Here is a 14,231-nt window from a genome sequence, read left to right as displayed (position 1 = left end):
GGAGTAACTGATGTCCACGTCTGCAGATAAGGTCGTCGAGGCGCTTCGGGCTTCGCTCAAGGAGACCAGCCGGCTCAAGCAGCTCAACCAGCAGCTTGCGGCGGCGGCCCGGGAGCCGATCGCCATCGTGGCGATGTCCTGCCGCTACCCGGGCGGAGTGTCGTCCCCCGACGAGCTGTGGGACCTGGTGGCCGCAGGCGGCGACGCCATCGGCGGCTTCCCCGCCGACCGGGGCTGGGACCTGGACAACCTCTACGACCCGGAGGCCGGCCGGGTCGGCCGCTCCACCACCCAGCAGGGCGGGTTCCTCTACGAGGCGGCCGAGTTCGACGCCGACTTCTTCGGCATCAGCCCCCGCGAGGCGCTGGCCATGGACCCGCAGCAGCGGCTGCTGCTGGAGACGTCGTGGGAGGCGTTCGAGTCCGCCGGCATCGCCCCGTCGTCGGTGCGCGGGCAGAAGGTCGGCGTGTTCGTCGGCACCGCCGCCAACGGCTACGGCGTCGGCCAGGACGGCGGCGCGGACGGCGCCGACGAGGGCTACCTGCTCACCGGCACCGCCACCAGCGTCGTCTCCGGCCGCATCGCGTACGCGCTGGGCCTGGAGGGGCCGGCCGTCACCGTGGACACCGCCTGCTCGTCGTCGCTGGTCGCCCTGCACCTGGCCTGCCAGGCGCTGCGCTCCGGCGAGTTCGACCTGGCCCTCGCGGGCGGCGTGACCGTCATGGCCACCCCCAGCGCGTTCGTCGGGTTCTCCCGGCAGCGCGGCCTCGCCTCCGACGGGCGGTGCAAGTCGTTCGCCGCCGCCGCCGACGGCACCGGCTGGGCCGAGGGCGTCGGCCTGCTCCTCGTCGAACGCCTCTCCGACGCCCAACGCAACGGCCACCGCGTCCTCGCCGTGGTGCGCGGCTCCGCGATCAACCAGGACGGCGCGTCCAACGGGCTCACCGCCCCGAACGGGCCGGCGCAGCAGCGGGTCATCCGGCAGGCGCTGAGCAACGCCCGGCTCACCCCCGCCGACGTGGACGCCGTCGAGGCGCACGGCACCGGCACCACCCTCGGCGACCCGATCGAGGCGCAGGCGCTCCTGGCCACCTACGGGCAGGACCGCGACGGGCGCGACCCGCTGTGGCTCGGCTCGATCAAGTCGAACATCGGGCACAGCCAGTCCGCCGCCGGCATCGCCGGGATCATCAAGATGGTCATGGCGATGCGGCACGGCCTGCTGCCGGCCACCCTGCACGTCGACACCCCGTCGCCGCACATCGACTGGTCGGCCGGGGCCGTGTCGCTGCTCACCGAGCCCCGCCCCTGGCCCGAGGTGGACCGCCCCCGTCGGGCCGCCGTGTCGTCGTTCGGCATCTCCGGCACCAACGCCCACGTCATCCTCGAACAGGCCGACGCCGCGCCCGCCCCCGGCGTGCCCCAGGACCGGCCCGGCCTGCTCGCCGCGCCCGCCGCCACCGTGTGGGCGCTGTCCGCCCGGTCCACGGCGGCCCTGCGCGCCCAGGCCGCCCGCCTCGCCCGCTACGCCCGCGCCAGCGCCGGCCTCGACCCGGCCCGGCTCGCCTGGTCCCTCGCCGCCACCCGCTCCGAGTTCGAGCATCGGGCCGCCGTCGTCGCCGCCGACCCGGCGCAGCTCCTCGCCGGCCTCGACGCCCTCGCCGCCGGCACCCCCGCCGGGACCGTCGTCACCGGCGTGGCCGGCGAGCCCGGCGAGGGACCGGTCTGGGTCTTCCCCGGGCAGGGCGCCCAGCACGTCTCGATGGCCGCCGGCCTCGTCGGCGTCTGCCCCGTCTTCGACGAGGCCGTCGCCGAGTGCCAGGCCGAGTTCGACCGCTGGCTCGACGTCGACCTGGTCGCCGTCCTCACCGGCGACGACGACTCGTGGCTGGCCCGCACCGAGGTCGTCCAGCCGGCCCTGTTCGCCGTCGCCGTCGGCCTCGCCCGGGTGTGGCGGCACGCCGGCCTGACCCCCCGCGCCGTCGTCGGCCACTCCCAGGGCGAGATCGTCGCCGCCCACGTCGCCGGGGCGCTGACCCTCGCCGACGCCGTGAAGATCCTCGCCCTGCGGGCCCGCGCCCTCGCCGGCATCGCCGGCACCGGCGGCATGGTCGCCGTCGACCTGCCCGCCGCCGAGGTCGCCGGCCGGCTCCCCGACGGGCTGAGCGTCTCCGTCGTCAACGGGCCCCACGCCACCGTCGTCTCCGGCCCGCCGCAGGCCGTCGCCGACCTCGCCGCCGCGTACGCCGCGCAGGGGGTGCGCGCCCGGCTCATCGACATCGACTACGCCTCCCACTCGCCGGCCGTGCAGCCCGTCGCCGACCGGATGCGCGCCGACCTGGCCGACGTCGTGCCCCGCGACGCCGACGTGCGGATCCTCTCCACCGTCACCGGCACCTGGATCGACGGCGCGGCCCTCGACGCCGACTACTGGGCGCAGAACCTGCGCCGGCCGGTGCTGTTCGACACCGCCGTGCGCACCGCCGTCGACGCCGGGCACACCGACTTCGTCGAGGTCTCCCCGCACCCGGTGCTGAGCATGCCGCTCACCGCGATCCTCGACGACACCGGCACCACCGGCCGGGCCCTGGCCACCCTGCGCCGCGGCGAGGACGCCGCCGTCCGGCTGCTCACCAGCCTCGCCGCCGCCCACGCCCACGGCCTCGCCGTCGACCTGCGCCGCGTCCTCGCCCCCGCCGACGTCCTGGTCGACCTGCCCACGTACGCCTTCCAGCGGCAGCGCTACTGGCCGCAGCGGATGGCCGCCGCCACCGCCGCCGGACCGGTCAGCCCCGACGTCGTCGACGTCGAGTTCTGGTCCGCCGTCGAACGCTCCGACGTGGCCGCCCTCGCCGCCCAGCTCGACGGCGCGCCCGCCGACCTGGAGGTGCTCGCCCCGGCGCTGCCCGTGCTGTCGTCCTGGCGCAGGGCCCGGTTGCAGCGCGCCGTGCTGGACGGCTGGTCGTACCGGATCGTCTGGAAGCCGGCCGGGCCGCCCGCCGGCCCCGCCGTGACCGGCGACCTGCTCGTGGTCGTGCCCGCCGGCGACGCCACCGTGGCCGGCTGGGTGAACGCCCTCGAAGCCGCAGCCGACGGCCGGCGGGTGCGGCGCGTCGCCGTCGACCCCGCCGGGGCCACCCGCGAGGAGCTGGCCGCCGCGCTCGCCGACCACCGGGACGCGCCCCTGGCCGGCGTGGTGTCGCTGCTCGGCCTCGCCGACGACCAGTACCCGGGCCACCCCGGCGTCCCCACCGGCCTGGTCGCCACCACCCGCCTCGTGCAGGCGCTGCGGGACGCCGACGTGCCCGCCCCGCTGTGGTGCCTCACCGTCGGTGGCGTCGGCACCGACCCGGCCGAGCCGGTGGCCAGCGCCGCCCAGCACGCCCTGTGGGGCCTCGCCCGGGTCGTCGGCCTGGAACACCCCGGCCAGTGGGGCGGCCTCGTCGACCTGCCCGCCGCGCCCGACGCCGCCTGCTGGGCCGAGGTCGCCCGCATCCTGGCCGGCGGCGGCGACGAGGACCAGTTCGCGATCCGCCCCTACGGCACGTTCGTGCGCCGCCTCGCCCGCGCCGCCGCCCGCACCGCCGGGCGGGTCACGTCGTGGCAGCCGCGCGGCACCGTCCTCGTCACCGGCGGCACCGGCGCGATCGGCGCGCAGGCCGCCCGCTGGCTCGCCGCCAACGGCGCCGAACACCTGGTGCTCACCAGCCGCCGGGGACTCGCCGCCGCCGGCGCGGCCGAGCTGGCCGACGAGCTGACCGCCACCGGCGTACGGGTCACCGTCGCCGCCTGCGACATGGCCGACCGCGAACAGGTCGCCGCCCTCGTCGCCGGCCTCGACGACGTCGCCCCGCTCACCGCCGTGCTGCACGCCGCCGGCATCACCCAGCTCACCGCCCTCGTCGACACCGACCTCGACGTCCTCGACCACGTCATGGCCGGCAAGGTCGCCGGGGCGGTGCACCTCGACGAGCTGCTCGGCGACCGGCCGCTCGACGCGTTCGTCACGTTCGCCTCCATCTCCGGCGTGTGGGGCAGCGGCGGCCAGGGCGCGTACGCGGCCGCGAACGCGTACCTCGACGCGCTCGCCGAGCAGCGCCGCGCCCGGGGACTCGCCGCCACCTCCGTCTCCTGGGGCGCCTGGGCCGAGGGCGGCATGGCCACCACCGAGGAGGCGCAGCGGCTGCTCAGCCGGCGCGGCCTCAACCCGATGCAGCCGGCCGCCGCGCTGCTCGCCCTGCGCCGCGCCGTCGAGCACGGCGAGACCTGCCTCGTCGTCGCCGACGTCGCCTGGGAACACTTCGCCCCCGCGTACGCCTCCGCCCGGCCCCGCCCGCTGCTCGACGACATCGCCGAGGCCCGCGACGCCCTCGCCGCCCGGCCCGCCGACGGCATCACCGACCACGCCGCCGCCCTGCGCCGCGACCTGGCCGCCGTGACCCGCGCCGAACGCGACCGGCAGCTCACCGACCTGGTACGCGGCCACGCCGCCGCCGTCCTCGGCCACCCCGGCACCGACGCGGTCAAGCCGAAGCGGGCGTTCAAGGAGCTCGGCTTCGACTCGCTGACCGCCGTGGAGCTGCGCAACCAGCTCACCGCCGCGACCGGGCTGGCCCTGCCCACCACCCTCATCTTCGACTACCCCAACCCGGCCGCCCTCGCCGGGCACCTGGCCGCCCTGCTGCGGCTCGACGACGCCGCGCCCGCCGACGCCCCCGCCGGCGGCACCGGCCCGGCCGCCGCCGACGAGCCCATCGCCATCGTCGGCATGAGCTGCCGCTACCCGGGCGGCGTCAGCGACCCCGACGGGCTGTGGGACCTCGTCGCCGCCGGCCGCGACGGCATCACCGAGTTCGCCCCCGACCGGCACTGGGACCTCGACCGGCTGTTCGCCGCCGACCCCGACGCGCCCGGCCGCTCGTACACCCGGCACGGCGGGTTCATCGACGGGGCCACCGACTTCGACCCCGTCTTCTTCGGCATCTCCCCCCGCGAGGCCCTGGCCATGGACCCGCAGCAGCGGCTGCTGCTGGAGGCCACCTGGGAGGCGTTCGAACAGGCCGGCGTCACCCCCGACAGCCTGCACGGCACCCCCACCGGCGTCTTCGTCGGCGCGTCCCCGTCCGGCTACGGCACCGGCGACGAGACCCCCGACCTGGACGGCTACCGGCTCACCGGCGGCGCGCACAGCGTCATCTCCGGCCGCATCTCCTACACGTTCGGCCTCGAAGGGCCGGCCGTCACCGTCGACACGGCCTGCTCGTCGTCGCTGGTGGCCCTGCACCTGGCCGTGCAGTCGCTGCGGCAGGGCGAGTGCGACCTCGCCGTGGCCGGCGGCGTGACCGTCATGGTCACCCCCGGCGCGTTCGTCGAGTTCACCCGCCAGGGCGGGCTCGCCGCCGACGGGCGGTGCCGCTCCTTCGCCGCCGCCGCCGACGGCACCGGCTGGGGCGAGGGCGTCGGCGTGCTCCTCGTCGAACGCCTCAGCGACGCCCAGCGGCGCGGCCACCGGATCCTCGCCGTCGTGCGGGGCTCCGCCGTCAACCAGGACGGCGCGTCCAACGGGCTGACCGCCCCGAACGGCCCGTCGCAGCAGCGGGTCATCCGGGCCGCCCTCGCCAACGCCGGCCTCACCACCGCCGACGTGGACGCCGTCGAGGCCCACGGCACCGCCACCACCCTCGGCGACCCCATCGAGGCGCAGGCGCTGCTGGCCACGTACGGGCAGGACCGGCCCGCCGACCGTCCCCTGTGGCTGGGGTCGATCAAGTCGAACATCGGGCACACCCAGGCCGCCGCCGGCGTCGCCGGGGTCATCAAGATGGTGCAGGCGCTGCGGCACGGCACCCTGCCGGCCACCCTGCACGTCGACGAGCCCACCCCGCACGTCGACTGGACGGCCGGCGCGGTCGAACTGCTCACCGAGGCCCGGCCGTGGCCGCAGGTGGACCGGCCGCGTCGCGCCGCCGTGTCGTCGTTCGGGGTCAGCGGCACCAACGCCCACGTGATCATCGAGCAGCCGCCCGCGCCGCCGGCCGACGACGGCCCCGCCGGGCCGCCGCACGACGAGACCGGGCAGCGGCGGGACGGCGAGGCCGTCGACCGGCCGCACGGCGAGACCACCGAACAGCCGCACCTCGCGACCGCCGGGCGGCCCGCCCCGCCGCTGGTGCCGGTGCTGCTCTCCGCCCGGGGCGAGGGTGGCCTGGCCCGCCAGGCCACCCGCTGGGCCCGCCGCTGGGCCGACCGGCCCACCGGCAGCGAGCTGCCCCGGCTGGTCGACGTCGGCTGGACGTCGCTGGCCGCCCGCACCGCCCTAGAGCACCGCGCGGTGCTCCTCGCCGCCGACCACGCCGAGCTGACCGCCGCCCTGACCGCCCTCGCCGCCGGCGAGCCCACCGACGCCGTCGTCACCGGCCGCGCCGCCGACCGGGGGGCCGTCGCCCTGCTCTTCTCCGGTCAGGGCGCGCAGCGCGCCGGGATGGGCCGGGAGTTGTACGCGGCGTTCCCGGTGTTCGCCGCCGCCCTGGACGAGGTGTGTGGCCACCTGGATCCGCTGCTGCCGCAGCCGCTCAGGCCGGTGCTGTTCGCGGAGGCGGGTTCCGCCGACGCCGGCCTGCTGGACCAGACCGTGTTCACGCAGGCCGGGTTGTTCGCGGTCGAGGTGGCGTTGTTCCGGCTCGTCGAGTCGTTCGGTGTGGTGCCGGACTTCGCCGGTGGGCACTCCGTTGGTGAGATCACCGCGGCGTACGTGGCGGGGGTGTTGTCGCTGGCGGATGCGTGCGCACTGGTTGCCGCGCGGGGTCGCCTGATGCAGGCGTTGCCGGCCGGCGGCGGGATGCTCGCGGTCAACGCGCCCGAGGCCGAGGTGGCCGGGTCGATCGCCGGTCGGGCCGACGTCGGGATCGCCGCCGTGAACGGGCCATCATCGGTGGTCGTCTCCGGTGCGGTCGAGGCACTGGACGAGGTCGAGCGGACCTGGCAGGGCCGGGGGGTGCGGACCCGTCGGCTGACGGTGAGTCACGCGTTCCACAGCCCGCTGATGGAGCCGATGCTCGCCGAGTTCCGGTCGGTGCTGGAGACGCTGGCCTTCGCCGCGCCGCTGGTGCCGGTGGTGTCGAACGTGACCGGGGCGCTCGCCGACGCCGACGAGATCCGCAACCCGGACTACTGGGTGCGGCACGTCCGCGAGGCCGTCCGCTTCGCCGACGGGGTCGCCGCGCTGCGCGCCGCCGGGGCGGACACGTTCGTCGAGATCGGCCCCGGCGCGGTGCTCACCGCCCTGGTCCGCGACACCCTGACCGGCGACGACGACCTGCTCGCCGTGCCGGCCCAGCGCCGCGACCGCGCCGAGCCCCGCGCCCTGCTCGCCGCCCTCGCCGAGCTGTACGCCGCCGGGGCAGGCGTCGACTGGACCCCGCTGCTCGCCGACGCCGCCCCGACCCGGGTCGACCTGCCGACGTACGCGTTCGCCCGGGAACGCTTCTGGCTGCGGCCCGCCGGCCGCGCCTCCGACGTCTCCGGGGCGGGCCTCGGCGCGGCCGGGCACCCGCTGCTCGCCGCCGCCGTCCGGCTGGCCGGCGAGGACGCGGCCGTGCTCACCGGCCGGCTCTCCGTCGCCGCCCAGCCGTGGCTGGCCGACCACGTGGTCGCCGGCGCGGTCGTCGTCCCCGGCACCGCGCTCGTCGAGCTGGCGCTGCGCGCCGGCGACGAGTTCGGCCCCTGCCGGGTGGCGGAGCTGACCATCGCCGCCCCGCTCGTGCTCCCCGCCCAGGGCGCGGTGCGCGTCCAGGTCCGCGTCGGCCCCCGCGACGGCGTCGGCGGGCGGGCCGTCACCGTGCACAGCCAGCCCGACCACGACCCCGACGGCGACTGGGTGCGGCACGCCGAGGGCCTGCTCACCGCCGTCGAACCCACCGCCGACGCCGGCCTCGGCGCGTGGCCGCCCGCCGCCGCCGTCGAGGCCGACCTCGCCGGCTGGTACGACGCCCTCGCCGGCCACGGCATGACCTACGGGCCGGTGTTCCAGGGCCTGCGCCGCGCCTGGACGGCCGGCGACGACACCGTCTACGCCGAGGTGACCCTGCCCGAAGCCGCCGCCGACGGCAGCGCCGGCTTCGGCGTGCACCCCGCCCTGCTCGACGCCGCCCTGCACCCCACCGCCCTGCTGCCCGGCGACGGCACCACCGGCCCCAAGGCCCCGTTCGCGTTCGCGGGCGTGCAGGTGCACGCCGTCGGCGCGGACACCCTCCGCGTCCGGCTCACCCGCGCCGGCAACGCCGTGCGGCTGCTCGCCGTCGACGACACCGACCGGCCCGTGGTCACCGTCGACTCCCTCGTCCTGCGCGAGATGACCGGCGGCGACCCGTCGACGGCCACCCTCGCCGCCCGGTCGCTGTTCCGCGTCGACTGGCGGGCCGAGCCGCTCACCCCCGCCGACGCGCCCCGCGCCGCCCTGCTCGGCCCCGCCACGCCCGCGCTGCCCGGCGTCCCCGCGTACCCGGGCGTCGCCGAGCTGGCCGCCGCCGGTGACGTACCCCCGCTGGTCGTGCTGCCGATGCCCGCCACGCCCGCCGGCCTGCCCGCCGCCGAGCTGCCCGCCGCCGTGCAGGCCGGCACCGCCGCCGTGCTCGCCGCCGTCCAGGCGTGGCTGGCCGCCGACGCCCTCGCCGACACCCGCCTCGCGGTGGTCACCCGGGGCGCGGTCCGGGCCACCGACGCCGACCCCGCCGACGAGCTGACCGGCGCGGCCGGGTGGGGCCTGCTGCGCGCCGCCCAGTCCGAGCACCCCGGCCGCATCGTCCTGGCCGACCTCGACCGCGACCTCGACGCGCCCGCCGTCGCGCTGCTCGCCGCCGCCGCCGACTACCCGTCCGCGGCGCAGCTCGCCGTCCGCGGCGACACGATCCTGACCCCCCGTCTGGTACGCGCCGACACCCCACCCGCGCCCGCCCGGCGTCCCCTCGGCGGCACCGTCCTGGTCACCGGCGGCACCGGCGCCCTCGGCGCGCTCCTCGCCCGGCACCTCGTCACCGAGTGGGGCGTGGACTCCCTCGCCCTGGCCAGCCGGCGCGGCCCCGCGGCCGACGGGGCGGCCGACCTCGCCGCCGAGCTGACCGCCCTCGGCGCGCGGGTCGACGTGCTCGCCTGCGACGTCACCGACCCCGACGCCGTGCGCGCCCTCGTCGGCCGGCTCACCGCCGACGGCGGACGGCTCGCCGGGGTGGTGCACACCGCCGGCGTGCTCGACGACGCGGTCGTCACCGGCATCGACGCCGACCGGCTGGCCCGGGTCCTCGCGCCGAAGGTCGACGCCGCGTGGCACCTGCACGAGGCCACCGCCGGCCTCGACCTGGACCTGTTTGTGCTGTTCTCCTCCATCGCCGGGGTGCTCGGCTCCCCGGGCCAGGGCGCGTACGCCGCCGCCAACCACTTCCTCGACGCGCTCGCCGCCCACCGCCGCGCCCGGGGCCTGACCGCGCACTCCCTGGCGTGGGGCATGTGGGACACCGACGGCATGGCCGCCACCCTCAGCGCCGCCGACCGGTCCCGGGTCGCCCGCTCCGGCCTCGGCCTGATCGACGGGCCCGTCGGCGTCGCCCTGTTCGACGCCGCCGTCGCCACCGACGCCGCCGCGCTCGTCCCCGCCGTCGTCGACGTGCCCGCGCTGCGTGCGGCGGCCACCACCACCGGCGTACCGCCGATGCTGCGCGCCCTCGTCGGCAGCGCGACCGCCCGGCGGCAGGCCGGCGGCGGCGCGGCCGGCGGCTGGGCGCAGCGCCTCGCCGCGCTCGCCCCCGACGAGGCCCGCGCCCAGGTCGACGTGCTGGTGCGGGGTCTGGTGGCGCAGGTCCTCGGGCACGGCGGCGCGGACGCGGTGCCGGCGGACCGGGCGTTCCGGGAGTTGGGTTTCGACTCGTTGACGGCGGTGGACCTGCGCAACCGGGTCAACGCGGCGACGGGACTGCGGCTGGCCTCGACGCTGGTGTTCGACTACCCGACCCCGGCCGCCCTCGCCGCCCACGTGCACGAGCAGCTCACCGGCGCCACCGCCGACCGGCCCGAGGCGGTCGCCGCCACCGGCGGCGGCGACGAGCCGATCGCGATCGTCGGGATGGCCTGCCGCTACCCGGGCGGGGTGGCCAACCCCGACGACCTGTGGGCCCTGCTCGTGGCCGGTGGCGACGGGATCTCGGAGTTCCCCGCCGACCGGGGTTGGGACCTGGAGTCGCTTTTCCACCCCGACCCCGACCACCCCGGCACCTCCTACGCCCGGCACGGCGGCTTCCTCGCCGGGGCCGCCGACTTCGACCCCGCCTTCTTCGGCATCTCGCCCCGCGAGGCCGTCGCCATGGACCCGCAGCAGCGGCTGCTGCTGGAGGCGTCGTGGGAGACGTTCGAGTCCGCCGGCCTCGACCCCGCGCGGGTGCGCGGCAGCCGCACCGGCGTCTTCGCCGGCCTGATGTACCACGACTACGCCTCGCAGGTGCAGGAGCTGCCCGAGGGCCTGGAGGGCTACATCGGCACCGGCAACTCCGGCAGCGTCGTCTCCGGCCGCGTCGCCTACACGTTCGGCCTGGAGGGGCCGGCGGTCACCGTGGACACCGCGTGCTCGTCGTCGCTCGTCGCGCTGCACCTGGCCGCCCAGGCGTTGCGGTCGGGGGAGTGTGACCTCGCCCTGGCCGGTGGCGTGACCGTGATGGCCACCCCGGGGACGTTCGTGGAGTTCTCCCGGCAGCGGGGGTTGTCGGCCGACGGGCGGTGCAAGTCTTTCGCCGCCGCCGCCGACGGGACGGGCTGGTCGGAGGGTGTGGGCATGCTGCTGGTGCAGCGGCTGTCCGACGCGCGGCGGGAGGGACGGCGGATCCTCGCCGTCGTGCGGGGGACGGCCGTCAACCAGGACGGGGCGTCGAACGGGTTGACCGCGCCGAACGGGCCGTCGCAGCAGCGGGTGATCCGGCAGGCCCTGGCCAACGCGCGGCTCACCCCGGCCGACGTGGACGCGGTCGAGGCGCACGGCACGGGCACGACGCTGGGCGACCCGATCGAGGCGCAGGCGCTCCTCGCGACGTACGGGCAGGACCGGCCCGCCGACCGTCCGCTGCTGCTCGGCTCCATCAAGTCCAACATCGGCCACACCCAGGCCGCAGCCGGGGCCGCCGGCATCATCAAGATGATCATGGCGATGCGGCACGGCGTGGTCCCCCGCACCCTGCACGTCGACGAGCCGTCCCCGCACATCGACTGGACGGCCGGCGCCGTCGAACTGGCCACCGAGGCCCAGCCCTGGCCCGAGACGGGCCGCCCCCGCCGCGCCGCCATCTCCTCGTTCGGCGTCAGCGGCACCAACGCCCACGTCGTCATCGAGCAGCCGCCCGCCGATCCCCGGCCCGCCCGACCCGGCGACGAGTCCGCCGGTTCCGGCGACGCGCACTCGTCGGCGGTGCCGGCGGCCGTCCTGCTGTCGGCCCGGTCCGAGGCGGCCCTCGCCGCCCAGGCCGACCGCTGGGCCCGCTGGCTCGCCGCCGACCCGACGTCCCGCCCCGCCGACGTGGGCTGGTCGTCCGTCGTCACCCGGGCCACCCTGGAACGCCGCGCCGTGCTCGCGGCAGCCGACCGCGACGAACTCCTCGCCGGACTGCGCGCCCTCGCCGCCGGCGAACCGTCCGGCGCCGTCGTCACCGCCGCCGGCACCCCCACGGGCCAGCTCGCCGTCCTGTTCTCCGGTCAGGGCGCGCAGCGTGCCGGCATGGGTCGGGAGTTGTACGCCTCGTTCCCGGTGTTCGCGTCGGCGTTGGACGAGGTGTGCGGTCACCTGGATCCGCTGCTGCCGCAGCCGTTGCGGTCGGTGTTGTTCGCAGCGGAGGGTTCCGCCGAGGCAGGGCTGCTGGACCAGACCGTGTTCACCCAGGCCGGGCTGTTCGCCGTCGAGGTGGCGCTGTTCCGCCTCGTCGAGTCGTTCGGGATCGTCCCGGACTTCGTCGGCGGGCACTCGGTCGGTGAGATCACTGCCGCGCACGTGGCGGGGGTGTTGTCGCTGGCGGACGCATGTCAGCTCGTGGCGGCGCGGGGTCGCCTGATGCAGGCGTTGCCGGCCGGGGGCGGGATGCTGGCGGTCGCGGCGGCCGAGGAGGCGGTGGCGGAGTCGGTCGCCGGTCGGGTCGACGTGGGGATCGCGGCCGTCAACGGGCCGTCGGCCGTGGTCGTCTCCGGCGCGGTCGAAGCCCTGGACGAGATCGAGCAGGTCTGGCGCGACCGGGGCGTGCGTACCCGCCGGCTGGCGGTGAGTCACGCGTTCCACAGCCCGTTGATGGAGCCGATGCTCGCCGGGTTCCGGGCCGTCCTCGACGGGCTGGCGTTCCGTACGCCGCTGGTGCCGGTCGTGTCGAACCTGACCGGGGCGCTCGCCGACCCGCAGGAGCTGACCCGGGCCGAATACTGGGTGCGGCACGTCCGCGAAGCCGTCCGCTTCGCCGACGGGATCGTCGCGCTGCGGGCCGCCGGGGTGGGGACGTTCCTGGAGGTGGGGCCGCAGAGCGTGCTGACCGCCCTGACCGGCGACATCCTGCCCGGCGACGACGGCGTGCTGACCGTCGCCGCCCAGCGCCTCGACCGGCCCGCCGCGCGGGCGCTGCTCGCCGCGCTGGGCGAGCTGCACGTCCACGGCGTGCCCGTCACCTGGACCCAGTGGTACGCCGGCACCGACCCGCAGCGCGTCGACCTGCCCACGTACGCCTTCCAGCACGAGCGGTACTGGCTCGGCATCGGCCGCGCCCGCACGGGCGACGTCACCGGCGCCGGCCTCGGCGCGGCCGGGCACCCCCTGCTCGGCGCAGCCGTCACCGTCGCCGGCGAGGACATGGTCGTGCTCACCGGCCGCCTCTCCGTCGCCACCCACCCGTGGCTCGCCGAGCACACCGTCTCCGACACGGTCGTCGTCCCCGGCACCGCTCTCGTGGAGCTGGCCGTCCGGGCCGGCGACGAGGCGGGCGTCTCCCGCCTCCGGGAACTCACCATCGCCGCGCCGCTCGTGCTGCCCGCCACCGGCGGCGTACGCATCCAGGTGCGCGTCGGAGCGCCCGACCCGACCGGCGCCCGACCCGTCGCGGTGCACGCCGAGACCGACGGTGACGCCGGGTGGGTTCGGCACGCCGAGGGTGTGTTGGAGCCGGTATCTGCCGAGGAGCCGGTGGTGGGGGTGTGGCCGCCGGTGGGTGTGTCGGAGGTGGATGTTTCGGGGTGGTATGCGGGTTTGGCGGGGCTTGGTCTGGTGTATGGGCCGGTGTTCCGTGGGTTGCGTGGGGTGTGGGCCGGTGGTGGTGAGGTGTTCGCCGAGGTGGCTCTGCCTGATGGGGCGGGGGGTGCGGCGGGGTTCGGGGTGCATCCGGCGTTGTTGGATGCGGCGTTGCATCCGATCGGGTTGTTGTTGGCCGACGAGGGGTCGTCGGGGGCGCGGGTGCCGTTCGTGTTCTCGGGTGTGCAGGTGCATGCGTCGGGTGCGCGGGTGTTGCGGGTGCGGTTGACCCGGGCTGGTTCCGGGGTTCGTCTGGTTGCGGTAGACGAGTCGGGTGCGCCGGTGGTGTCGGTGGACTCGATCGTGTTGCGTGAGTTGACCGGGGTGGGCGTCGTGGGCGCGGCGTCCCGGTCGCTGTTCGAGGTGACCTGGCAGGCCGCCGACGTCGCACCGGCCGCCGATTCCGCCGGCTGGGCGCTGCTGGCCGGCGAGGACCCGCCGGCGACGCTGCCCGGCCTGCCGGCGTATCCCGACGTGGCTGCCCTGGCCGAAGCCGTCACCGCCGGCCGCGCCACCGCGCCCCGGCACCTGCTGCTGCCCGCCACCGCCCCCGACGCCGCCGTTCCCGAGGCGGCACGGGCGGTCACCAGCGGCATCCTCGCGGCCACCCAGGCGCTGCTGGCCGCCGACGTGCTCGCCGACACGCGGCTCGTCGTCGTCACCCGGGGCGCAGTGGCCGCCGGGCCGGACGATCCGGTCGTGGACCTCGCCGGCTCGGCCGTGTGGGGCCTGCTGCGCTCGGCGCAGACCGAACACCCGGGCCGCATCGTCCTCGCCGACGTCGACGGCGACCTCGACGCGCACGCCCTGGGTCTGCTCGCCCGGGTCGCCGACGACGCGGGCGTGGGTGGTCAGGTGGCGGTGCGTTCGGGTGGGGTGTGGGTGCCGCGTCTGGTGCGCGCGTCGGCGTCGGACACTCCGGTCGCTCTGGGCGATG

The 14,231-nt window shown here is 77.1% G+C and carries 1 protein-coding gene; it reads left to right on the top strand.

The window, feature by feature from the left end; all coding sequences use genetic code 11:
• Positions 1-10: 10 nt before the first annotated feature.
• The coding region (locus tag ACFYWL_RS30450) for a type I polyketide synthase (protein ID WP_386980032.1) at positions 11-14,231 on the top strand (14,221 nt) is incomplete at its 3' end.

Source organism: Micromonospora sp. NPDC002575 (genome assembly GCF_042889525.1).
GTDB classification, from domain to species: Bacteria; Actinomycetota; Actinomycetes; order Mycobacteriales; family Micromonosporaceae; genus Micromonospora; species Micromonospora carbonacea.
Note: the sequence above shows the minus strand (reverse complement) of the source record. Positions and strands in the feature narration are given on the sequence as shown.